This window comes from Vibrio sp. T9, assembly GCF_003123985.1.
In the GTDB taxonomy this organism is placed as follows: Bacteria; Pseudomonadota; Gammaproteobacteria; order Enterobacterales; family Vibrionaceae; genus Vibrio; species Vibrio diabolicus.
This window is the reverse complement of sequence record NZ_NIGY01000006.1, coordinates 228,633-251,044: the sequence shown is the minus strand read 5'-3', so window position 1 is coordinate 251,044 and position 22,412 is coordinate 228,633. Positions and strand designations below refer to the sequence as shown.

Below are 22,412 nucleotides of genomic sequence, written 5' to 3'. Positions count from 1 at the left end.
TTGTTATATGTGAGAGGTGATGGTCGAAGAAACCAACTCGCGTAGCCAAATGCCTTTGTCTTCATTGTTTCGGCTGGAATGCCACAGCATGGCAATATCAAAATCCGCAACGGCGATCGGCGGCTTAACAGTAATGAGATCGTCCGAAAAGCCCTCCGCCAACGCCATTTTTTCTGGCACGATGGCAATGAGATCGCGCTTTTTCAATAAATGCCGAATGGTGAGAAAGTTGCGCGACGCCACGGTGACTTTACGGCTCAAGCTATGTTCTGCGAGCTTTTGGTCTACTTGTGTCTTTAAGCTCCCATCGGGACTTACCAGAGCTTGCTCTATGTTCGCGAACGCTTCCAGAGATAGCTGTGTTTCCCCTTTCAATACCTGTTTATCACACATACACACGTGTTTTTCCGTGTACAAGTACAAGCTCTCAAAGTTGTCATCCAACACTGGCATGCTGCCAATAATGACATCGAGCTTTTCGTGCTCAGTTAATGCCACGTAGTTGCTACGATTGACGTTAATAAAACTGATCTGCGCCTCTGGTGCGCGCTGACGTATTTCGTCATAAAGCCGAGGAGCAAAAATAAACTCGGCATAATCCGTTAACCCAATGCGACATACACCCGCGTAATTTTCAGGTTGGAAGGCAGACTTAGTGAGCAAGTCTTTGGCGATAGAGTCCAGCAAATGATGCACGGTTGGCGCGATGTGGTGAGCGTGCTCGGTGGGCTCCATCTTGTGTCCTTTTCGCTCAAAAAGCGGGTCGTCAAACAACAACCTTAAACGAGATAAACTATGACTCATCGCCGACTGGCTAACGTAACTTTTCTCTGCCGCGACGCTAACGCTTCGATAGCGATACAAGTAGGAAAACGTCACCAATAAGTTCAAGTCAATGTTGCGCCACTGAATGTCCTCTTTCACCTCAACACCCTCATCCCATTTCATTCATAAATGAAATTAAATCTATCAATTTGAGTCATTTTAGAGCATCCGATAAATTAGCAGCAATGCTTTTTAGATAAACAGGCTCGACATGTTCACCATCTTCAAAACTTTTTTCTGGCTGGGTTGGTTCAGCTTCGGCGGCCCTGCGGCTCATATTGGTTATTTTCGCCAAACCTTTGTTGAGAAACTGAAATGGCTTGATGACAGCGAGTACGCACAAATCGTCGCGCTCAGTCAGTTTTTGCCGGGACCCGGCTCAAGCCAAGTCGGCTTTGCTTTAGGTTATAAACGCGGCGGTTTAGGTGGCGCATGCGCAGCATTTGTCGGATTCACGCTTCCTTCGGTGATCATCATGTTGGCGCTGGCGATAGTGAGCAGCCAAATCACCGACACCGCAGTGTTCCAAAACATCGTTCACGGCCTAAAACTGCTCGCTGTCGTCGTCGTGGCGGATGCGGCTTGGGGCATGTACAAAAACTTCTGCCAAAGCAAACTGACCGCGGGTTTGTGCGTCGCTACTGCAATTGCGTTGCTGGTGGCACCAAGCATCATGACGCAAATGTTCGTGTTGATCGCAGCAGGTTTTGTCGGTACGCGATATCTGAAGAAAGACTCCGCGCCATCAGCCGAGCCGTTTAAACCGTCTATCGCGCCATTGGCTCTATTTGCGGTGCTTTTACTCGGCTTACCATTAGTAGCTCATTCATTGCCTTTGCTTGGGCTGTTTAGTGATTTTTTCCAAGCTGGTAGCTTAGTGTTTGGTGGTGGTCATGTGGTGCTGCCGCTTCTGCAAAACATTGTTGGCGACCAGCTCAGCCAAGATGCATTTTTAACAGGCTACGCCGCTGCACAAGCTGTACCAGGGCCAATGTTCACCTTTGCGACTTTTATTGGTTATGAGCTTTCGGATACGCCAATTTTAGGTGCGCTGATCGCAACGCTTGGCGTATTCCTCCCAGGGTTTCTTTTACTGCTTGGCGTTCTTAAGAACTGGCAAGCACTGGCAGGCAAACCGCTGGTCTCCGGCGCCATCAACGGTGTCAATGCCTCGGTAGTAGGGTTGCTACTCGCGGCACTTTACCAGCCAGTATTTAGCAGCGCAGTTGTTGCTCCCATCGACATGGCGTTAGTGGTTGCGGGTTTCTATCTACACAAAAAGCTCAACCTTTCGGTGCTATGGATGATCGTGTTTTTTGTGGCAGCAGGCCTTGTCACGGGCATGATGTAAAAATCTTAAACGACAAACTCTTAGCGGGCACTTAAATACAAGTGCCCGTTTTCTCAACTAAGCTTAATGACATTGGAAGGATAGAGATGACGGATCGTCGATGGAACAAGACAACAATTACCAGATCAACGTAAGTTGGCAGCAAAAAGCAGCGACTTGGCTCCAGTCTGTGAAGAACGAGTTATTGATCGATAAGATTTTCTACACCTATTGCTTTATCTCGACTGCTGTCATTTATCTTTGTTCTTTATATCTCGATTTCCCTATTGATTACTCTTTTACCACTTACCTTGAAACGCTCATGCAAGCTTTGTATGTCACAGGTTTAAGCTGGTGTATCTATTATTATTTCTATCTCATACTGCGCAAAGAAAAACAGCCAGCAAAGCGCTTCATACGAAAACTGAAACATCTTATTTTTCCACTGCACCGCCCTGTATCAGTGTTTGTTTCGATGATGGCACTTAACCTGATTTTCTCTAACCACACGTTTTTGAAATCGCTTATTCCAATCATAAATCCTTTTAAATGGGATCTAACCTTTGCGAATATTGATACGCTGTTGCACTTCGGCGTTGCACCTTGGGAATTGACCCATGCATTATTCTCCAATGCTTGGGCCTCACTGGCGCTAAACGTTGCCTACAACGCATGGTTTTTTTGTATGTGGGGGATACTCATCTTTTTCCTTATCTACAAAAAATACCCGTTGGTAAGGCAACAATTTTTACTCACGTTCGCATTGTCTTGGATGATTCTTGGTGTCTTCTTCGCCACGTTACTCTCTTCAGCAGGTCCTTGCTACGTGGAGCTTATCACTGGAGATGAACAGTTTGTTCCTCTGATGAAAACGCTCGAAGCCCAAAGCCAATATCTTACCAATGTGGACGCTGGGCAATTGTGGGCATTGCCTACACAGCAATATCTTTGGGATGAGTACATCGCGAATGCCAATGGTATTGGTTCTGGTATTTCGGCAATGCCAAGTTTGCACGTCTCCATTGCTGTTTTGATGGCGCTATCAATTTATAGACTCAACAAAACCATCGGCTACTTTGCTTACGCTTTCGCAGTCATCATTCAAATCGGTTCGGTACATTTAGCGTGGCATTATGCGATTGATGGCTACCTCGCAACACTCTTGACGGTGATGCTATGGAAGATAGTTGGTTGGGCTTTGCGGCGCTATGCTTCTTACCCTGAAAGAAGCGAATGAACGGCTAATTGAACAAACACCTTTGCAACGGACTACTCTCCATAAATGAAAAAGTCCCCAAAAATGAAAAAGCCACTCCATCTTGCTGAGTGGCTTTATTTTTAAATAGACAGTGAAGTTATTGGAGAAGCGCGGTAGAGGTATCCCCTCGCTCTCTTACCATTGCTAATGCTCGCTCTAAGTTTTTATTTGCCAGTTCATAGTAGGCCGGATTCTTATCAATAGCCTGTTGTAGATAAGGAATCGCCTCACCTGGTTTGCCTTGAAGGATCAAGAAGTAACCAACATTGTTGAGTGCTTCCGGCTCTGTCATGTGTCGACTAAAAATACTCAGCGCTTGTCGTGGTTGATCTTTTGCCAGTGCAATGAGACCCAGGTTATTGATTCCCTTTTCATCCCCCGGCTTAATGCTCAGCGCAGCTTGAGTAAAGTGCGCCGCTTTTGAATAAGCTTTTTCCATGTAGTAGGAATAGCCTAGGCTGACTAAAGCATTGACGTTTCTTGAATCAATATCCAACGCTTTTCTAATTAATGCCTGCGCAATATCGTGGTCGCCACGAATGTCGTAAAGTACACCTAGACCAGAGTAAGCAGAAACCGGTGATTTATCATCATAGCGATACGTTGCAACGCTCTCAGCTGTAATATTGTCTTTGGTGATAATAGGATCGCCATCCATACGAATTTGGTCAGCATTCAAAGCGCGGATGTAGTAACTCTTCCCGACGTCCTTTTCGCCACGTTTCGTATACAGAGTGCCAAGTTCTGTGAGGGAACCAATGTGATCAGGGTTCTCTGCTAAAGATGCTCGAAATGATTTATCCGCAAGTTCTGAATTCTCTCTTGCCAAATGGATACGCCCCACGGTGTATAACGTTTTGTCTTTATGGACCGCATTCGGGAAAGAGAGCGAGCGAATGTATTCATACAACGCTAAGTCGACATTTTTATTGCTTAATGCAATATCCCCTCGAGAGATTGCCTCCTCCTCTGTTTTTGGAGGTTCATCATTGGTGAGTGACTCAACGGGCTTACCTGAGTACAGCGTTGAATCGAAGTCTGATGACTGTTCAGTTGTTGAACATGCGGTAAGCACCAACAACGAGATGATGACGTATTTCTTAATCCACATAACGATCCCTATTTTGCTTTTTAATTAGAAAATGCCTCAGCCAATGAAATTAACGCAGGTCCAATAGCCACGATGAAAAAACATGGCCAAATAAACAGCACCATTGGAAACATCATTTTGACTGGGATTTTTGCAGCAATTTCTTCTGCTGCTTGTTGACGCTTATCCCTATAGTCTTCGGTATACTCACGCAAGGAGTTGACTAAGCTCCCACCTATTCGAGAGGCGTGGCTAAGCATGCTCACCAGCCCCATCAATTCTTCTAACCCTGTCCTTAATACTAGCTCCCTTAAGGCTTCAGGCATTGGTTTACCCGCTTTAATTTTGTTGCACACCGTGTCGATTTCATCGGCAAGCTCTGGGTGAGAGATAACTAGCTCATCTGCAACGCGACGCAAAGCCGCATTAAAGCCAAGCCCTGATTCGGTACAAACCACCAGCAAATCGAGCATGTCGGGCACACCTGCACGAATCGCTTGCTGACGCTTGTTGACCATTCGGCGCAAAATAAAATCAGGAATCAGAAGCCCAATAAATACGGATAACGCCATGTAGGTGTACAGATATTTAGATTCCGGAATCGAGAAATACACCAGTGCTGCCACCATCACACCTAGTATTGTTGTGACCGATTTAATGGCATAAAACATCGACAATGCATTGCTTTCATGAAACCCAGCATGCATCAGTTTATTGCGTGTCGTTTGGCGCTCTTTTTCACTGGTTGGCGAAGTTAAAGGCGCTAACGACTCCAATGTGTCAGCCATTTTTTTGTTGTGGTGAGAGACTTCCTTTTTATCACCAGACAGTTCGGCTAACTTTCTTTTAATTGGCGAGTTGACCCCGATAATTATCGAGCCCAGCGTCATCACCACTAACACGGTGGTGATGAGGATCAACCCCATGAGTAACGTCTCTTGGCCGACAGCAAAACCGTTTAACCATCTTTGAATGCTTTCCATAGCTACACCTCAATATTGACGATTTTACGAATCCACAGCGTCCCGATAAATAAGGCCACCATCCCACCAATCACCATTTTGATCCCCATTGGGTGCGTATGAAGCAGCTCAATATACTCAGGCCGAACGAGTGAAATGATGACGTACAACCCAAAAGGCGCTAATACTAATACCCATGCCGACATTCGAGATTCCGCAGAAATGGTTTTGATTTTTCGAGCGAGTTTGAAACGAGCACGTAGGATATGAGAGAGCTTTTCAATGTTTTCGACTAAGTTACCACCCGTTTCTTTTTGCAGTAACACCGCACTCGAGAAAGCAAGCATGGATACCGTAGGGGTTCTTTCCGACATTTGCATAATCGCCAAGCGGAGGTCATAACCATAGTTGAGTAAGTTAAAGGTATTCATGAACTCAGGGCCAAGCGGCGCACTGACCTCTCTGCCTACTTCCCCAAACGCTTGTGTAATTGGCTGACCGGCCTGTAGTACTCGCTTAATGATATCTAGCGCCTCTGGTAGTTGCTCTTCGAACTTCATTAAACGATCTGCAATTCTTTTCTGTAGGTAGAAGTAAACCGACACCCAACAAGCGACAGCAACACCGGCACAGAGGTACCAAACTTGCCCGAATAAGAACAGAAATAGCCCAACCGCAACCCCACCGAGGAAGGTGAGAAAAATAAACCGACTGAACCCCATGTGTATCCCAGCCAATTCCAACTTCTTCTTAAAGTTATCGAATAGGCTGAACCTCACAAGCCATCGCTCTAATGGAGAAAGGTTTTTGAGCGAGTTTTCCCTTAGTAGAGAAATACTCTCTTGATCGATGTGTTTATGGCTTTCGTGTATCCGCTTAATTAACTGCTTATGCTTAACCTTTTTACCCGCAGAAGGCAGAATTAACGCCTGGCTAATAAAGAATACGGACAAAAAAAGCAGCACAAGAAAAAGGGGGAATTGACTATCCATAGCAATCTCCTAACGGGCTTTTTCATTGAATATTTCAAATGGTACGTCTAAGCCTCGTTTTACTAATTGGTCATGACAGCTTGGTACAATCCCTGTTGCCATGTAATCACCTAACACATTACCTTCTTGATCGACCCCTCTTCTTTGGAAGGTGAAGATCTCCGACATGGTGATAACGTCGCCTTCCATGCCATTGATTTCTTGTACGCTGACCATGCGGCGTTTACCGTCTTCTTGGCGATCCATTTGCACGACAATATTGATGGCGGAGGCAATCTGCGCTCTCAAGTTTTTGGTCGACACGTTCCAACCCGCCATCGAGAACATATTCTCAATACGGCTCAACGCATCCCTTGGTGTGTTCGCGTGAATGGTGGCCAGCGACCCATCATGACCCGTGTTCATTGCCGATAACATATCCACCGCTTCTGAGCCACGAACCTCACCAACCACTATCCGGTCAGGACGCATACGTAGCGAGTTTTTCACTAAATCACGCTGAGATATTTCGCCTTTACCCTCGATGTTAGAAGGACGTGTTTCTAAGCGAATAATATGTGGTTGTTGGAGTTGTAACTCTGCCGAATCCTCAATGGTCACAATACGTTGATCACTTGGAATGAAGCCCGACAAAATATTCAGCGTGGTTGTTTTACCAGAGCCTGTACCACCAGAAATAAGGATATTCATTTCCCCCACAACCGCAGCATTGAGAAACTTCGCCATCTCTGGAGACAACGAACCAAGCTCTAATAGGTTATCCATATTCAAACGTTCAACTGCAAAACGTCGAATAGAAACGGAAGGGCCATCAATGGCAAGAGGAGGAATAATCGCATTGAAACGCGAACCGTCTTTGAGTCGAGCATCCACCATTGGTGATGCTTCATCGATTCTTCGTCCAACCTGGCTAACAATGCGGTCAATGATGTTGCGCAGATGGCGCTCATCTAAGAAGGTATGTGGCGTTTTCTCGAGCTTACCAAAACGTTCGACAAAGATATTTTTCGGACCATTGACCAAGATATCTGAGATCGTTGGGTCTTCAAGCAGCGGTTCCAGCGGCCCTAGACCAAACACTTCATCTTCAATTTGATGGATTACGCGATTGCGAGCTTCAGAGCTCAACGGGTGTGTTTGATCTTCAGCAATGAGCTGAACGACCGCTTCGCGTAACTCCTCTTTCGCGCGATCTTCTTGCAAGTGCGATAGAAGCCCGAGATCCAAGGTATCCAGTAGCTTTTTGTGATAGTAGTGTTTGATCGAGAGATCTTGTTCTAGCTGTTTTTTCTGCTCCTCGATCGCTTTCATCTTGGCTTCAACAGGCGATAAAGCCCTTTGCTCATCTGACGTATCTTCGTCAGATTTTGCCAACTCGACATTCACAACTTTGGATTCTTTTGTTTCATCTACGGAATTGAAAGAACTCCCGACGCCTTTCCGTTTGAAAAACATAACTCCCCCTTACTAAGAAAATAGTTTTTTGATCCAACTTTGATTCTCTTTGGTCGGACTTTCTAATAAGTGCGATATTTCAGCCAAAGAAGCTTTCAGCGCACTATTTTTCTTAGATTGAACAATTGGGTTACCCAAATTAGCGCTCTCGATAGCAATAGCAAAATTATTAGGTACTAAATGTATCGCATGTCCACTAACTGCATTTTCAATGTCTTTCAAAGATATTGTTGATTTCTTTTCAAAACGATTAACAATCAGTTCAACCTGATGACTACTTAAACCATAGTCTAATTCTAAAGAACGTATATAGCTGACAGCATGCTTAACCGAAGTAACATTCTGCTGCATAATTAAAAAGATATGCGTAGCCGGAGAAACAATTTGTTGATAAACATGCTCAACACCATGAGACAAATCCACAATAATATGTGAGTAAAACTGTCTCAGAATAGGTAATAACTTACTGACTTGAACTGCGTGTTTATGATTATCCTTGGTATCATTTTGGTTAAAACATAAATAATTCAAACCTGAAGGATGTTGATATACGAGACCTTCTAGTGATAACTCATCCAAATCATTAACAGAATCAATCACATCATTAATGTTGTATTTTGGCTTACAGTTTAAATAATCGGCCGCATCACTGAACTGCATATCTAAGTCAATGAGCAATACTTTACTCTTCGCGTAACTTGACAGTTCTATCGCGGTGTTGATCGCCAGTGTTGTTGCACCCGAACCACCTTTTGTATTGATAAATAAAGTTAAATCGCCCATTTGTTTATTGGCAATCTTTTCATCCGCGGTCGATTTTAATAGCGGATAAAGCTCACCAAGATCAACAGAACGCGACAAATAGTCTGTTGCGCCAAGCCTCAATGCCATTTTGAGAGATGCCGTATCGTTTTCATCACCAAAGACAATCAAAGCGGTGTGATTATGCTGTAAGCTACTGTCACTAGAGTACACATGAGCCACTTTCTGCGCCCAACTTTCACCGGTTTCAATATAAATAAGATCGGGAATTTGCTTATTTTTAACAAAGTCTAAATTAAAAGACTCTAGCTCTATCCAATCAATATTTAGATTGACACATTCGGATAATTCATCAGCAATATGAATTTTAAAGTTTGACGTAGAATAAACTATCCAAACAATCAAGTTAGTTTTTAAACTTTTATATGTTTCTTCATTTATTTTAACTGGTTTCAACATAAAGCTACTCCATTAGCAATCCGTAATGACATTGGTCCCTTCGGGTCTAAGTATTCCTAAACTCTCTGCAGGCAATATAGTTTCAAAAGCTGGAGTACTCCCTACTGCATTAATTAAAGCAGCTAAAACAAAAAACTGAAAAGTATAATTTACCGCTCTTGCTCGAACATATTTAATTTGAGAAAACTGCGCATTTAATACGTCATTAGACGCTGGAGGGGTAGAAAGAAAGCCTGATACATCAACACTTGCACCAGCTTCATCAAGATAATCTATCTGTAAATTACTCGCAGAAAAGCCTGATGGATAGAGATCTGATACAGCTGGTAAGTTAGGAATGTCATCCCTATCAGCGATATAGCACACGGTAGCAAGCCTCGCAGCTCTTCGTGTTACCTCATTGACCATTTGCACCGAAAAGAAATAGATCGCAAACTCGATGATCAAAAACAGGACTAATATAACGGCCAAAGCGATTACCGAGAACTCAAGCTGAGTCACTCCTTTTTGTTTCGTTATCAATCGTTTCATGGGCCTGTCCTCATAGACGTGGTTGCCCCAATGCTAAATTGCAAAGAAGTGCTCGAAAAAGGTAAAGTCGAGAATATCGGCACGTAATTGTAAGTCGCCGATAGAGTGACCACCTTATTGGTACTCGTTGGTTGGGTAATGACAATATCGTCCACACTGATATGGTCTATCACAGGTGTAGTAGAGGCAATTGGGCTTCCATACACAACGACATTCTTGATACTGGTTTCGTCAGCAATTGACTCAAAGTTCAACGTGCCGTACGTATCAACGACCGCATACCTTGCCCCATTCTGCAGCGCTTTATTGACCTCGGTATACTGAATAAAAGCTCGGCTCACATCGATCACTAAAACGGTGAGCATCAATAGCACTGGCAAGGCGAGAATAAACTCTATGATTGCCAGCCCTTGTTGACTGCAAATATTTGGCCTTTGATGCTTTCTATTTGAATACAACATATCAAGAGGCCCCGCTAAACGGATCTTTGTATAGCTGGATACGGTAGAAGCCTTTATCTGTCGGATCCGTGCCAGTCGAACCGTTATTAATTAAACAATCATAAAGAAATTGCCCAAATACTGATGATTGACCTGAGTTACTGACTTTTTGTAGTAAAAAGAAGCAACCAAAGCCCAAAACATCAAAATCAGACTTACCTGTAGAAGCCGTACAATCTACGATAGGGATACGCAAAATACGGCGTCCGTTCAGACCACCATCACCGGTATAACTACTGCCATCACAAGCACCACCGCTTTCACAAGAGCTTAGCTCCTGACGATAGTTGGCGTAATACAGGTCACCTGCGTACTCCGCATCGGTCTCAGCCAAAACATCGGGCTCTCTCACGTATTTGTCTGGTAAAACCGTTCCGTCATTTTTAATCGGTCCCGAAAAGTCGTTGAGCCTCACATTCAGTCCCTGTGCAACTGGACCTGCACTATTACCTGGTTTAGTCGTAACGGTATCGCCAATTGAGGCGCAACCGTTGTAAGCACCAGACAATGCATCACGAACTAAGGCTGCACCACTATTACCCGTTCCTTGCCCAAAATCGAGTAACTGAAAGTTCCCGGGCCCCATATCGGTGTTATTCTGATCCCCGACTTTCAGCTCATGTACTAGAGAAGGATCCATATCTACATTAGGGTCGTAACCCGGTGGACGATACCCCCATGCATCACTCACATCACCGGCAGGGTCACCACACATGGCGATTGGCGTTAAATTACACGTATATGCAATAGCCGCACTTCGCCCCGCAACCGCACTCGCAGAGACCTCTTTATCAATCCCAAACAAACCACTCAAATACTGCGTTAGGCTAATATCGGTGACCGCTACGCGGACATAAATATCGTACTCCCCCAATGGCGGGGTAAAACTTGCTGCACTTACAAACGTCTGCATATCATGCGAGAATGTCACTGCTGTATTACTGTCACTAAACGTCAGCTCAGAATTTCCAGGCTCGGTTGATATTCCACTAAGCGTTGTTCTCACTGCTGTTTCAGCCTGATTCACATCCTCTGTCTTATCGGCAACGACAGCACCTGCAAGGGCCGCAGTATCGACCGCATTCTGTAAACGTGTTTTATTAAGAACTTGGTGGTTTAAATCAATACCAAACGCCGCAACGCCTAGCAGAATCAACAAAACCAAGCTTATCAACACTAAGGTAATCCCTTTCTGGGTTCGCCTTGGTGCTATATGCATATTCCTTCGCATAGCCCCTCCTAAGTGAACATATCACTTACTCATCTTTGGCTACCCCGTTGTTGTTATATACCTCTAAGCTAACTTGTGTACGCTCACCACTACCTTCCGGTAAATAACCCAAATTCTCATACCACGCTTCTGGATTAAGAGTTTGTTCAGCGCGCAACTGGCTAACCGAGATACCAAGCTCGGGGTCATTCGCACAGCCAAACAAGCCGAATGATGTGAAACAAATGGTCATTATCATTATGCTTTTCATCTTGCTCTCCCACTTATAGACTGTGCCCAAACTTGCCCTCAGAGCCACCTTCTGACGAACCGTATTGAATAAAGTTGTTGTTAGTATCTTCTTCGCTGATGTCGTTTAGCTGGTATCTATCGAAATCCAACTCAGCACCTTTACCAAGCAAATAGAACTCCACATCGTTCGGAGCCACAAAGCCATCCGTTGGCAGTGTGATTCGACGTCGATCGATTGGGGTTGCTAATCGAGGGGTGACCAGAATGACAAGTTCTGTTTCCCCTGAGGTAAATTCTTCACTCTTGAACAAGCGTCCCAAAACAGGTAAATCACTCGCTCCAGGTATGCCATCCGCGACATTACGGGCGTTTTCACTCAATAAGCCTGCAATACCAATGGTTTGGCCATCAGCCAGCTCAATCGTGGTGCCAGCACTTCGTTTAGTGATTGGCGGAATAAAGAACGTGGCATTCACTTCGTTTGGATTAAACGTCAGCACACCTGAGTTGGAGATTTCACTCACATTGACGTTCAATTTGAGGTTGATTCTCTTATCACTCAAAATAAACGGAACGAAGTCGAGTTGAACACCGTACTCTTTATAATCGATGGTAATACCATCTTCATTTGGTACTGGAATTGGGAATTCACCACCAGCGACAAACTCGGCTTGCGTACCACTTAATGCGGTAAGGCTAGGCTCTGCTAACACTTTCGCCACGCCATTTTGTTTCGCCACATCAAGCGCGAAGGTAAACAAGGTATTACTGTCGATAAACGACCCAAGAAAACCGAAATCTTCGACTGTTGGAACGTTCAAAATCGGTCCAATTCCATCAATACCGCCACCAGCAGTCGTACCACCCCAGGTAAAGTCTCCACTTCTTTGGAAAAAGTGGAAGTTTGAGTCAAAGCGTCTTACTAGTGTGCGCTGCACTTCGGCAACGGTCACTTCTAGCGTCACCTGTTGAGCCCCGCCAATAGAAAGTAGATTGATCACCATGCTGTCATCATCTTTAGAGCTGTCATCTTCTTCATCTGCCGCTTCACCCAAAGCGAAGGTTTCAGCAATTTTGACCGCAGTGTCCATGTTTTGCTGACTGCTGACCAAGCCTCTAAGTACCACTTTTTCTTGCGCACTGTGCACTTCGATATTTTCATCCGGCAAGAACTGATAAAGCTTCGACTTAAGCGTGTTTAGATCATGCGTGACTTCCACGTTAAACTGCTCAATTAACCGGCCTCGGCGATCCCACACCGACACATTCGTGGTACCTAACTTCTTACCAATAAGAAACAGCTCGTTCGATCTGAGCACTAAAATATCCAAGACTTCTGGATCCCCTAACGTCACTTTCTTCGCTTGGCCGGATATCATCAATTGGGTTGATTGGTGATGCGCAACGGTCACGATTTTTCCTGACTGCACCGTGGCTGCGTTAACAGACAAGCTGACAAAAAGTAACTGGCTAACGAGTAATATTATTGTTTTCATAATTCACCTAATTGCTGACTCGGACACTGGATGCCTGAGATCCCTTAATAATGGTCACACTAGGTCGTGGCGTGTATTTTCTTGCTACAACAGGTTTATCCACTTCATGAGGGTTGCGTAGAGCAAGTTGAATGTCGCCTTTGCTGTTCGCCGATAGGAGCTTTTCTGCCTCTTTCGGTGTTACTTCTAAAGTCACCGCACGCACAATAACGGGTTTGTTATCATTGGTTTTGGCTGTTTGGTCGACCGCAAGAACGTTGATGTTTTTAAGCACCGTTTTTGTTGTGGCATTTTTACCTTGTCCATAACTCACGGTATTCAATACATCGACCTTATTGCCCGGTAACAAGAACCCAGCCACACCGATAACGTCATTGACACGAATGGTGATTGCTCGTTTGTTTTCAGGAATTAAAGCAGCAAGTGTCGCGCCCTCACCGGGCAATGCAAGACGATTCGAGTTAACCAGCTCGCCCGCATAAATGGTATTGGCAACAATTCTTCCCAATGCCTGTTCTTGTACTTTTAGCGTTTCATCGTCTATCCAATCCACTTCCATGAGCTTAGTAGACAAATGTTTCTCAGATAGAATGGTCCCTGGCTCTAGTTCCATGGCGGCAACTAAAACTGGGTGTCTTTCGACCTCTTCTAACTCGACAGTTGGTTGGTTTCTGCCATCCATCCATTGTTTAGCGATCAGCACGGCGGCAAGGCCGAAAACAATGGAGAGCAACAGCAACATGATGACTTGAGTCCGACTCATAATTTAGATCTCCCTATTCATCCACTGTGAAGTACAGTCCCCAGGCACGGGTTAAAATGTCTGATGAGACGACCTTCTCTTTCCCTTCGAACACCAAAATATCGCGGCTAATACCGAGTAAGTCTTTTGGTAAACAAGGGTAGTTGGCGACATCATTGTCGCGATGTAACTGACTTAACGTATCGAAAAACTCAGGCACAAGCGTCATTTGGTAATCTTTAGCAAGCGAAACCCAAAGCGCTTGATAATCTGTCAAACCAAGCGGTGTAAACTCGATCTTGTAACCCAAACGACGTAAAAAAGCGGGGTCTGCAATTTTGCTTGGTGCAAAGTTGGAGGAGAATGCCAGAGTGAGCATAAACGGCACCGTGACTTGTTGACCATTTGGCAAAGCTAGGTGGTCAAATAAGTACTCCATTGGAACGATCCATCTGTTTAGCAGGGCATCAACAGGCATTGACTGACGACCAAGGTCATCAATCACCAAGATTCCGTTGTTAGCCATCATTTGCAGTGGCGCAATCCATACACGATTATGCTCGCTGTGGTTTACCTCAAGCATATCCAATGTCAGCTCACCGCCCACTTGAATGTTTGGTCTTTCACAAAGAACCCAGCGTTTGTCGTAATGCGTTTCCAACTTAACGAAAACCTGAGAATGGGAGTTGTCTAAACGACGGTGATGATGCTCTGAGAACACTTTGATGATGTTGCCATCGGCATATACGGCATAAGGAATGAATACCGAAGTGTTCATTGCATTGAGCACTCTTGATGCGACGTAGCTTTTACCGGTACCCGCATGACCATACAGCAACAAAGCCCGCCCCGAGTTAATGGCTGGTCCTAAAACGGGTATCAAATGATCCGAACCAAACACGTCAGACAGCGCTCGCTCAACATCATTGCGATTAATAGGATGCTTGCGAAGATCTTGTCCCTCAACAACCGTCCAATATTCTTCCAAAGAGACGGGAACAGGACCGATATACGGATCTTTTCTATACGCAATGTCTGCTTCTGCAAGCCCAAGCTCAGTTAAACTGTAGCGTACGTTGGAATACGATGTACTCAACTTGTCTGATGCTGGCTGATAAACTTCTACCCAACTTCGCTTTCTTAACTGCGCCAAAGCAAGCTCGACAATATTCGAAACAATACAAAGCCGTTGCGTTAATTCGATTAAGTCACATTTGGGATAGGCAGACAGATGTTTCAACACTAGGTTTTCAACAACTGAAGACGGCACGCCAAGACCCTCGACAGACGAAGGCACCTTTGGTGGATTTATTTGTGGCACGAGTTTTTCCCAATACACAGAGCCCATCACACTTCCCCTCTTGAAGTTGCCTAGTCAACTGATGCTGCATGCCATTTTTTATTATTATTTAATGGGTGTAGGAGAAATAAGCTAATCCAATTACGATTATCGGCGCGAAAGGAATGACTAACGGCTTATTAGACCTAAAGCCTGGTGTTACTTTTTCTAAGCAATACCCTTTTATCTGGTGTGATAGAGCAACACTAGTCGATGACACGTGTAACATTAGATAAAAAATGCCCACGATGCCTCCAGCAAGTATTATTCCAGTAGACGCTTCCCCAAGGTTACTCAGACCCAGCCATGCCCCTATGACGGCGAGCAACTTAACGTCTCCTCCAGCCATTACTTTGAACAGATACAGCGCGAAACACACTGCAAACGCAACCAACCCACCATATAAATGATCCAAGCCACTTGTTGCTGGGTTGTAAATTACGTTTGCAGTAACAGCAACCAAAAGCATAAGCACCGCTTTGTTTGGTATTCTGTGTTTCTGAGCGTCTGATACTCCAATCGCAATAAGCAATGACCAAATAACTAACTCGCTAACCATTACGAGCTGCTGATACGACCAGCTACTGAAGTAAACTTGTTAGACAAAGTCGTCCAGAAGCCTGAAGTCAAGAACGCTGTAACAATTAATGCCGCACCTAGAATGTACTCTAAAAGTGTTAGCCCCTCTTCATCTTCCATGAAGTCCTTGATTAGATTGCGAAAGTTATCCATATGATTATCCCCTTTAACGTATCTCGCTATTAATGATACAGGTCTCATGTGCACCTGAATCATGCTTAAACATTAGTCACCGAGAATTAGGGGGGTTAGGACTTTTTTGCCAAAGGTTGGTACTTTCTTGCCTACCTGCTCTTCAGAATCAAAATGTATCAATAACGAGACACATCACCACCAACTATGTGACACCTTTCACACTTGCAGTATGACTATATAAGCCTAAGCTTAATAAACGAAAGGGTGAGGTCTGAAGCTCAAGGAATGAGGCTCGACTGACCTCAATACATACTAACGTTGGTGTAGTACGTACTGAGCGGGATTCATATGGATAGACTGACCAAAGCTTATTGGATTGGAGAGACTCTTTGCTCGCTGCCGGAATCACTTCGCTGTGAGTTTGATAAGAGCTTTGAGATTATGGACTGTAGCAAAGATATTTCTGTGCTTAGCGATAAAGAACACAGCTATTTCTTCTACTACATGACTTGCGATCATCGAGAGCACCTGAAAGGCGTCATCACGCTCTGTGAAAATCTCGACAAAAAACTGATCGTTATACATCCAACCGATATCGAGCCTCACTTACCGCCAAAGCATATTTGTGCGGAATATTATACGTTGAATGAAATCACCCTCCCGATTTGGCTATCACAGATAAAATTGAAATACTTTTTGCACAGCAAGGTCGACGAAGAACAAATTTCGGTCGATAAACTCTTTTCTCGAAGCGGAAAGTCGAATTTTTCTGACGTGGTTCATTACATCGCCAATAACGTACATAAAGACCTACGGGAAGAGGAAGCAGCTGCGCTTTGTCACTACTCACCGAACTACTTTTCCAAAGTATTCCATCGCAAAGTTGGTATGTGCTTTCGTGATTATGTCACTGCGAAACGCATTTCATTAGCAAAGAAAATGCTCGTTGAAAATGAATCCATGAAAATTGCCTATATTGCTTATCAATGTGGATACCGAGATGTCTCTTACTTTTCTCGAATTTTTAAGAAAAAAACAGGCCTGTCCCCAGCGAATTATCGGCAACAGTTTTAGGCGCTATTAGTACCGACTTTAGGGGTAACTAACGCTATCCTCCCCACATATTTCATCAAAATGCATTCCCGTGTCGTTATTTAACATGCTAAAGTTAACAATGCGTTAACAATTATAAATACAACGAGAAGACATGGAGTCACTAAAAATGAATCAGCCGAATCTAAACAGCGCTGCTGGTTGCGCTCTCCCACCACCAAATGAAATGATTCTCAAATGGGCTCAAGAGCGCCCAAATGAGGTCTACCTAAAGCAAATTATTAACCGACAATTTGTTGAATACACGTTCGCTGATGTTGCCGATCAAGCCTTAAAACTCGTCAGTGCACTACGCAACCTCGGAGTACAGCCTGGCGACAAAGTGGCGTTAGTGTCTAAAAACTGTGCAGAGTGGTTTATTTGCGATCTTGCGATGATGCTTGGCGATTATGTCAGTGTGCCAATCTTTCCTACCGCGGGCGCGGACACCATCGAATACTGTGTGACTCATAGTGAGAGTAAAGCGCTCATTGGCGGAAAACTCGATGATCCTAAAGCAACCCAGCAAGTCATTGATGCAATGCCGGAGCTCATTAGTATCGCGCTCCCCTACGATACCGCGCCAAAATGTCAGTATGAATATCAAGCGCTCATTGCTGATGCAATGCCAAGTGAAGAGCGTCCACAGCACTACGACGATAAGCTAATGTCTTTGGTGTATACCTCAGGTACGTCAGGATTACCGAAAGGTGCAATGCTGACCTACGGAGCGTTTAACTGGTCCGTACAACAACTGATAAACCATATCGGTATTCAAGAAAATGATCGTCTATTTTCTTACTTACCTTTGGCTCATATTACAGAGCGCGTCTACATTTTTGGTTCATCCATCATGGGTGGTGTACCAACAGCATTTCCAGAATCATTGGATACCTTTATCGAAGATGTAAAAATGCACCGCCCGACTCTGTTTATCTCAGTCCCGCGATTATGGACGCTATTCCAACAACGCATTCAAGACAAACTTCCACAGAAGAAGCTCAACATTCTATTGAAAATCCCATTCGTCAATTCTCTGATCAAGAAAAAGCTCGCAGAAGGATTGGGGTTGGATCAGGCTCGAGTATTAGGCTGTGGCTCTGCCCCGGTATCACCAGCACTGCTGGAATGGTACCACTCTGTAGGACTCAATATTACTGAAGCTTGGGGCATGACAGAATCATTTGCCTATAGCACGCTCAACTACCCATTTAGAGCTGACAAAATTGGTAGTGTCGGTAATGCTGGACCAGGTATTGAGTTAAAAATCGCTGACGATGATGAAATCATGGTGCGTGGCAAAGGGCTATTTTCTGGCTACTACAAAAATGACATTGCCACCCAAGAGTCTTTTGATTCAGAGGGCTGGCTACACACAGGCGATATCGGCTCTATCGACTCAGATGGTTACCTAACCATTCAAGGCCGTAAAAAAGATAACTTTAAAACCGCCAAAGGTAAGTTTGTCTCTCCAGTTCCTATCGAGAAAAAACTTTTCGAATACAGTCGCGTAGAGATGATGTGTCTAATCGGTTTAGGGCTACCAGCCCCGATTCTTTTAGTTGTGCCACATGATTTTCCTAACTTTGATCGAGAGCGGTACGCACGAACCACCCGCAAAGTCATTGCAAAAATGAATCAAGAACTCGCCTCTCATGAGCAAATCAAAGGCGTATTAATGATTAAAGAGCCTTGGAGCATTGAAAATGGCGTATTGACGCCAACACTCAAAATTAAACGTCATGTGCTTGAGCAAAAGTATCATGAAATTGGTCACAACTGGCCGAAAGGTGAATTGGTTGTGTGGGAAGAAGACTTATAGCCTTGTCTGCACTCCTCAATATCATTGGGGAGTGCAGTTTAATTCTGAGCTTGAATCAAACTCATAAACTACTCTCTCCAAAACGGCTTCCTCACTTCACTATTAATCTCCTTTTCATCTAATCCTATATCGTCCCAAAGATGTTCTGGTAACTCTCTCAAGTGACGACGTGTCTTGTAGTTTCTTCTCCAACTAGCAAGTTTAGAATAAATTAACTGTAATCCGGTCTGATGGTCAGCTGATAAAGTGCGCTCACAAGTGTGTGTCATGTTTTCCATGTAACCAACTCCTATAACAATGTTGACCACTTAATAATCAGCGACTAGGCTGATATCCTCAAACGATAGAATCTGCCATTGAGTTAAGGAAAACTAATGTGAAAGATCGAATGCCCCCCTTACAGGGCTTGTATTACTTCTTCGTTGCAGCAAAGGAAGGAAGCTTTAAAACAGCGGCAAAAGAATTGTTTGTTACGCCAGCTGCCATTAGTCAGCAAATTCGTCATCTTGAAGAGTTTTTAGGAACGGACTTATTTGTTCGCCAGCACAGAAAAATCGTGCTCACACCTGAGGGAGAGCTGCTGTTTACTCAGGCAGAAAGAGGGTTTGCTCATTTGCAGCAAGGGGTGAGATCAGTTAATCAAGATCCTAATCCTAACCACCTTTCGATATCAACACTCCCCTCTTTCGCTCACCATTGGTTAGTCCCGAAAATTACGGCTTTTCGTCAGCGTCACCCTGATATCGCCTTACTATTAGAACCAACCAATGATTTGGTGTCTTTTCAAGATAGTCAGATCGATTTGTGTGTCCGTTACGGTTTAGGAAAATACCCTAATTTAGAATCACAATGGCTAATGGATGAAGCTTTTTATCCTGCCTGTCACCCGGTATATCAGAAAGAGCACGGCATCTATCGCATTGAAGATTTAAGCAAAGCAGAGCTCATCGAAGACGTTTGGCCAGATCTGGACTGGAACATGTGGTTAGCGAGACTTGGTCATTCAGCGGCAAAGCCTGCTTTAAAATACAGTGGCTCACACTTAGTGTTAGAAGCGGCGTTATCACTACAAGGCGTAGCGCTCGTCAAACACAGTTTAGCTCATCAATATTTCCGTTCAGGCAAACTGGTCCGAATTGGTGATATAGCCATTAAACCCAAATTTGCGTATTACCTGTGCGCTCCAAAAGGCTACTTAAAGCGACCTAAAGCCCAATTGTTTGCACAATGGTTGAGAGAAGAAATAGAAACATTTGAAAAGTCAGTGATACCAGATTTTAAAACCATCGACCTCAATGTTAGTAATACTGGCTCAGCTTCAGAATAGTCGGTAAACAACACCAAAGACGTATATCAGCGAAACAAAAACGCGCTGTGTATAAGCGGTTAGATACAAAAAGCCCCGCACTAGGCGGGGCTTTCAAGTTATAGAGTTAACTTAAGAATTACTTCTTAGCGTTACGCTCTTTAACGTCAGCAATTACTTGCTCAGCAACGTTTGCTGGACATGGTGCGTAGTGTGAGAACTCCATAGAGAACTGACCACGACCAGAAGTCATTGTACGTAGAGTACCGATGTAACCAAACATTTCTGATAGAGGTACATCACCCTTGATACGTACGCCAGTAGACGCAGCTTGTTGGTCTTTGATCATACCACGACGACGGTTAAGGTCACCGATTACGTCACCAACGTGATCTTCTGGAGTGAACACGTCAACTTTCATGATTGGTTCAAGAAGTTGCGCGCCAGCTTTAGGCATAGACTGACGGAATGCGCCTTTAGCAGCGATTTCGTAAGCGATAGCTGAAGAGTCAACTGCGTGGAAACCACCGTCGAATAGTTCAACTTCAACGTCTAGAGTTGGGAAGCCAGCTAGAACACCGTGCTCCATCATTGACGCAAAGCCTTTCTCAACTGCAGGCCAGAATTCTTTAGGTACGTTACCACCAACAACTGTTGATTTGAACGTGAAGCCAGAGTTTGGCTCACCTGGTTTGATGCGGTAATCGATCTTACCGAACTGACCAGAACCACCAGACTGTTTCTTGTGCGTGTAGCTATCTTCGATTGCTTGAGTGATAGTTTCACGGTAAGCAACCTGTGGAGCACCAACTTCTAGCTCAACGCCGTAAGTACGCTTAAGGATATCTACCTTGATGTCTAGGTGAAGTTCACCCATACCTTTCAGGATAGTTTCGCCTGAATCTTCATCAGTCTCAACTTGGAATGATGGATCTTCTGCAACCATTTTACCGATCGCGATACCCATCTTCTCAGAACCGCCTTTATCTTTAGGCTTAACTGCGATAGAGATTACTGGATCTGGGAAGATCATTGGCTCAAGAGTACATTCGTGCTTAGGATCACATAGAGTGTGACCAGTTTGAACGTTCTTCATACCAACTACAGCGATGATGTCACCAGCTTGTGCTGAATCGATCTCGTTACGCTCGTCTGCGTGCATCTCAACCATACGGCCGATACGCTCTGTTTTACCAGTTGCAGAGTTAAGTACTGTGTCACCTTTCTTCATCTTACCAGAGTAGATGCGGATAAAGGTTAGAGCACCAAAACGGTCGTCCATGATCTTAAATGCAAGTGCACGTAGTGGCTCGTCTGCAGATACAGTCGCAACTTCACCAGTTGGCTCACCAGTCTCTGAATCAGTTAGAGGCTGAGGATCAACTTCTGTTGGAGATGGTAGGTAATCAATTACCGCGTCAAGAATAAGTTGGATACCTTTGTTCTTGTACGCTGAACCACAGTAAGTTGGGAAGAATGCTAGATCACGAGTACCTTTACGGATACAACGTTTGATGTCTTCTAGAGATGGCTCTTCGCCTTCTTCTAGGTAAGCCATCATTAGATCTTCGTCTTGCTCTAGAGCAGTTTCGATTAGCATTTCACGGTATTCAGCAGCTTTTTCTACCATGTCTGCTGGAATATCTTGAACTTCGTAGTTCTCTGGCTGGCCAGACTCATCCCATACGTAAGCTTGTTGGCTTAGTACGTCTACAACACCTACGAAATCTTCTTCGATACCGATAGGTAGAGTCATAACTAGAGGTGTAGCACCTAGTACGTTTTGTACTTGATCTACAACTTTGTAGAAATCTGCGCCCATACGGTCTAGTTTGTTAACGAAGATCAGACGTGATACGTGTGATTCGTCAGCGTAACGCCAGTTAGTTTCTGACTGAGGCTCAACACCACCAGAACCACAGAATACACCGATACCACCGTCAAGTACTTTTAGAGAACGGTAAACTTCGATAGTGAAGTCAACGTGTCCAGGAGTATCGATGATGTTTAGACGGTGATCGTTCCAGAAACAAGTTGTTGCTGCAGACTGGATTGTGATACCACGTTCAGCTTCCTGCTCCATGAAGTCAGTTGTAGTTGAACCGTCGTGTGTATCACCGATCTTATGGATCTTACCAGTTAGCTTTAGGATACGCTCTGTAGAGGTAGTTTTACCCGCGTCTACGTGAGCAAAAATACCAATGTTTCTGTATTTTGATAAATCAGTCATTGTCTTACTCTGTTAATAAGGTATAAAGTGCGCGCAGAGTATATC

22 protein-coding genes are annotated in these 22,412 nt (G+C 44.3%); 5 read left to right on the top strand and 17 right to left on the bottom strand.

All coding sequences use genetic code 11. The features are described from left to right. Positions 1 to 3 precede the first annotated feature (3 nt). Entirely contained in the window at positions 4 to 948 is a 945-nt protein-coding gene (locus CBX98_RS14125; RefSeq protein WP_172605967.1) for a LysR family transcriptional regulator, read from the bottom strand. Between the two features lie 88 nt (positions 949 to 1,036). On the opposite strand from CBX98_RS14125, the gene chrA reads away from it, so the two are divergent. Both chrA and CBX98_RS14115 read left to right on the top strand, forming a co-directional pair. Then, positions 1,037 to 2,176: a chromate efflux transporter gene (chrA, locus tag CBX98_RS14120; RefSeq protein ID WP_109169530.1), complete on the top strand. Its 1,140-nt coding sequence runs from the start codon at positions 1,037 to 1,039 to the stop codon at positions 2,174 to 2,176. 100 nt (positions 2,177 to 2,276) lie between these two features. Continuing rightward, on the top strand, positions 2,277 to 3,392 hold the full coding sequence (locus tag CBX98_RS14115) for a phosphatase PAP2 family protein (RefSeq protein ID WP_109169528.1): 1,116 nt from the start codon (positions 2,277 to 2,279) through the stop codon (positions 3,390 to 3,392). Positions 3,393 to 3,510: 118 nt separating this feature from the next. Here the strand turns inward: CBX98_RS14115 and CBX98_RS14110 are convergent, their stop codons facing one another. The 14 genes from CBX98_RS14110 to CBX98_RS14045 all read right to left on the bottom strand — a co-directional run bounded on the left by CBX98_RS14110 (position 3,511) and on the right by CBX98_RS14045 (position 15,935). Then, positions 3,511 to 4,524 (bottom strand): tetratricopeptide repeat protein, encoded by a 1,014-nt coding sequence (locus tag CBX98_RS14110; RefSeq protein WP_006742396.1) that lies wholly within the window; start codon positions 4,522 to 4,524, stop codon positions 3,511 to 3,513. Between the two features lie 20 nt (positions 4,525 to 4,544). After that, complete coding sequence (locus CBX98_RS14105) at positions 4,545 to 5,486, bottom strand: type II secretion system F family protein (protein ID WP_109169526.1); 942 nt, start codon at positions 5,484 to 5,486, stop codon at positions 4,545 to 4,547. Positions 5,487 to 5,488: 2 nt separating this feature from the next. Then, complete coding sequence (locus CBX98_RS14100) at positions 5,489 to 6,457, bottom strand: type II secretion system F family protein (protein ID WP_006742394.1); 969 nt, start codon at positions 6,455 to 6,457, stop codon at positions 5,489 to 5,491. Positions 6,458 to 6,466: 9 nt separating this feature from the next. Continuing rightward, positions 6,467 to 7,912 carry a CpaF family protein gene (locus tag CBX98_RS14095; protein ID WP_006742393.1) on the bottom strand — a complete coding sequence of 482 codons (1,446 nt, stop codon included), beginning with the start codon at positions 7,910 to 7,912 and terminating at the stop codon, positions 6,467 to 6,469. Between the two features lie 12 nt (positions 7,913 to 7,924). Continuing rightward, positions 7,925 to 9,133, bottom strand: coding sequence for an AAA family ATPase (locus tag CBX98_RS14090; protein ID WP_006742392.1), 1,209 nt, complete (start codon positions 9,131 to 9,133; stop codon positions 7,925 to 7,927). A 12-nt stretch (positions 9,134 to 9,145) separates the two neighbouring features. Further along, positions 9,146 to 9,664 (bottom strand): TadE family protein, encoded by a 519-nt coding sequence (locus CBX98_RS14085; RefSeq protein ID WP_041852895.1) that lies wholly within the window; start codon positions 9,662 to 9,664, stop codon positions 9,146 to 9,148. Beyond that, complete coding sequence (locus CBX98_RS14080; protein ID WP_012841464.1) at positions 9,661 to 10,125, bottom strand: TadE family protein; 465 nt, start codon at positions 10,123 to 10,125, stop codon at positions 9,661 to 9,663. Before CBX98_RS14080 ends, CBX98_RS14085 begins: the two co-directional genes overlap by 4 nt. Position 10,126: 1 nt before the next feature. After that, positions 10,127 to 11,395, bottom strand: a complete 1,269-nt coding sequence (locus tag CBX98_RS14075; RefSeq protein WP_109169524.1) for a pilus assembly protein TadG-related protein — start codon at positions 11,393 to 11,395, stop codon at positions 10,127 to 10,129. A gap of 25 nt (positions 11,396 to 11,420) precedes the next feature. Further along, positions 11,421 to 11,645, bottom strand: coding sequence for a hypothetical protein (locus tag CBX98_RS14070; RefSeq protein ID WP_012841463.1), 225 nt, complete (start codon positions 11,643 to 11,645; stop codon positions 11,421 to 11,423). A 13-nt stretch (positions 11,646 to 11,658) separates the two neighbouring features. After that, complete coding sequence (locus tag CBX98_RS14065) at positions 11,659 to 13,122, bottom strand: type II and III secretion system protein family protein (protein ID WP_109169522.1); 1,464 nt, start codon at positions 13,120 to 13,122, stop codon at positions 11,659 to 11,661. Between the two features lie 7 nt (positions 13,123 to 13,129). Beyond that, on the bottom strand, positions 13,130 to 13,885 hold the full coding sequence (cpaB, locus tag CBX98_RS14060) for a Flp pilus assembly protein CpaB (RefSeq protein ID WP_006742389.1): 756 nt from the start codon (positions 13,883 to 13,885) through the stop codon (positions 13,130 to 13,132). 13 nt (positions 13,886 to 13,898) lie between these two features. Continuing rightward, complete coding sequence (locus CBX98_RS14055; protein ID WP_006742388.1) at positions 13,899 to 15,212, bottom strand: hypothetical protein; 1,314 nt, start codon at positions 15,210 to 15,212, stop codon at positions 13,899 to 13,901. A 61-nt stretch (positions 15,213 to 15,273) separates the two neighbouring features. Further along, positions 15,274 to 15,762, bottom strand: a complete 489-nt coding sequence (locus CBX98_RS14050) for an A24 family peptidase (RefSeq protein WP_041852894.1) — start codon at positions 15,760 to 15,762, stop codon at positions 15,274 to 15,276. Further along, a complete protein-coding gene (locus tag CBX98_RS14045; protein ID WP_031781043.1) occupies positions 15,762 to 15,935 on the bottom strand; it encodes a hypothetical protein in 174 nt (57 codons plus the stop codon). The genes CBX98_RS14050 and CBX98_RS14045 overlap by 1 nt, the downstream gene beginning before the upstream one ends. Before the next feature lie 330 nt (positions 15,936 to 16,265). On the opposite strand from CBX98_RS14045, the gene CBX98_RS14040 reads away from it, so the two are divergent. Together CBX98_RS14040 and CBX98_RS14035 are read left to right on the top strand one after the other, a co-directional pair. Continuing rightward, complete coding sequence (locus tag CBX98_RS14040; protein WP_006742387.1) at positions 16,266 to 16,991, top strand: helix-turn-helix domain-containing protein; 726 nt, start codon at positions 16,266 to 16,268, stop codon at positions 16,989 to 16,991. A 148-nt stretch (positions 16,992 to 17,139) separates the two neighbouring features. Next, positions 17,140 to 18,831 carry an AMP-binding protein gene (locus CBX98_RS14035; protein WP_012841461.1) on the top strand — a complete coding sequence of 564 codons (1,692 nt, stop codon included), beginning with the start codon at positions 17,140 to 17,142 and terminating at the stop codon, positions 18,829 to 18,831. 68 nt (positions 18,832 to 18,899) lie between these two features. Here the strand turns inward: CBX98_RS14035 and CBX98_RS14030 are convergent, their stop codons facing one another. Beyond that, complete coding sequence (locus tag CBX98_RS14030; protein ID WP_047008935.1) at positions 18,900 to 19,109, bottom strand: DUF1127 domain-containing protein; 210 nt, start codon at positions 19,107 to 19,109, stop codon at positions 18,900 to 18,902. 98 nt (positions 19,110 to 19,207) lie between these two features. Here CBX98_RS14030 and CBX98_RS14025 point away from each other — a divergent pair, with 98 nt between their 5' ends. After that, positions 19,208 to 20,158 (top strand): LysR substrate-binding domain-containing protein, encoded by a 951-nt coding sequence (locus tag CBX98_RS14025; protein ID WP_109169520.1) that lies wholly within the window; start codon positions 19,208 to 19,210, stop codon positions 20,156 to 20,158. Between the two features lie 118 nt (positions 20,159 to 20,276). Here CBX98_RS14025 and fusA read toward each other — a convergent pair whose 3' ends face one another. Continuing rightward, positions 20,277 to 22,367 (bottom strand): elongation factor G, encoded by a 2,091-nt coding sequence (gene fusA, locus CBX98_RS14020; protein WP_012841459.1) that lies wholly within the window; start codon positions 22,365 to 22,367, stop codon positions 20,277 to 20,279. Positions 22,368 to 22,412 lie beyond the last annotated feature (45 nt).

Bases quoted from the DNA above. Each gene is read 5' to 3' on its own strand.
- CBX98_RS14125 (WP_172605967.1), bottom strand. From the start codon at position 948: ATGAAATGGGATGAGGGTGTTGAGGTGAAAGAGGACATTCAGTGGCGC.
- chrA (WP_109169530.1), top strand. From the start codon at position 1,037: ATGTTCACCATCTTCAAAACTTTTTTCTGGCTGGGTTGGTTCAGCTTC.
- CBX98_RS14115 (WP_109169528.1), top strand. From the start codon at position 2,277: ATGGAACAAGACAACAATTACCAGATCAACGTAAGTTGGCAGCAAAAA.
- CBX98_RS14110 (WP_006742396.1), bottom strand. From the start codon at position 4,524: ATGTGGATTAAGAAATACGTCATCATCTCGTTGTTGGTGCTTACCGCA.
- CBX98_RS14105 (WP_109169526.1), bottom strand. From the start codon at position 5,486: ATGGAAAGCATTCAAAGATGGTTAAACGGTTTTGCTGTCGGCCAAGAG.
- CBX98_RS14100 (WP_006742394.1), bottom strand. From the start codon at position 6,457: ATGGATAGTCAATTCCCCCTTTTTCTTGTGCTGCTTTTTTTGTCCGTA.
- CBX98_RS14095 (WP_006742393.1), bottom strand. From the start codon at position 7,912: ATGTTTTTCAAACGGAAAGGCGTCGGGAGTTCTTTCAATTCCGTAGAT.
- CBX98_RS14090 (WP_006742392.1), bottom strand. From the start codon at position 9,133: ATGTTGAAACCAGTTAAAATAAATGAAGAAACATATAAAAGTTTAAAA.
- CBX98_RS14085 (WP_041852895.1), bottom strand. From the start codon at position 9,664: ATGAAACGATTGATAACGAAACAAAAAGGAGTGACTCAGCTTGAGTTC.
- CBX98_RS14080 (WP_012841464.1), bottom strand. From the start codon at position 10,125: ATGTTGTATTCAAATAGAAAGCATCAAAGGCCAAATATTTGCAGTCAA.
- CBX98_RS14075 (WP_109169524.1), bottom strand. From the start codon at position 11,395: ATGCGAAGGAATATGCATATAGCACCAAGGCGAACCCAGAAAGGGATT.
- CBX98_RS14070 (WP_012841463.1), bottom strand. From the start codon at position 11,645: ATGAAAAGCATAATGATAATGACCATTTGTTTCACATCATTCGGCTTG.
- CBX98_RS14065 (WP_109169522.1), bottom strand. From the start codon at position 13,122: ATGAAAACAATAATATTACTCGTTAGCCAGTTACTTTTTGTCAGCTTG.
- cpaB (WP_006742389.1), bottom strand. From the start codon at position 13,885: ATGAGTCGGACTCAAGTCATCATGTTGCTGTTGCTCTCCATTGTTTTC.
- CBX98_RS14055 (WP_006742388.1), bottom strand. From the start codon at position 15,212: ATGGGCTCTGTGTATTGGGAAAAACTCGTGCCACAAATAAATCCACCA.
- CBX98_RS14050 (WP_041852894.1), bottom strand. From the start codon at position 15,762: ATGGTTAGCGAGTTAGTTATTTGGTCATTGCTTATTGCGATTGGAGTA.
- CBX98_RS14045 (WP_031781043.1), bottom strand. From the start codon at position 15,935: ATGGATAACTTTCGCAATCTAATCAAGGACTTCATGGAAGATGAAGAG.
- CBX98_RS14040 (WP_006742387.1), top strand. From the start codon at position 16,266: ATGGATAGACTGACCAAAGCTTATTGGATTGGAGAGACTCTTTGCTCG.
- CBX98_RS14035 (WP_012841461.1), top strand. From the start codon at position 17,140: ATGAATCAGCCGAATCTAAACAGCGCTGCTGGTTGCGCTCTCCCACCA.
- CBX98_RS14030 (WP_047008935.1), bottom strand. From the start codon at position 19,109: ATGGAAAACATGACACACACTTGTGAGCGCACTTTATCAGCTGACCAT.
- fusA (WP_012841459.1), bottom strand. From the start codon at position 22,367: ATGACTGATTTATCAAAATACAGAAACATTGGTATTTTTGCTCACGTA.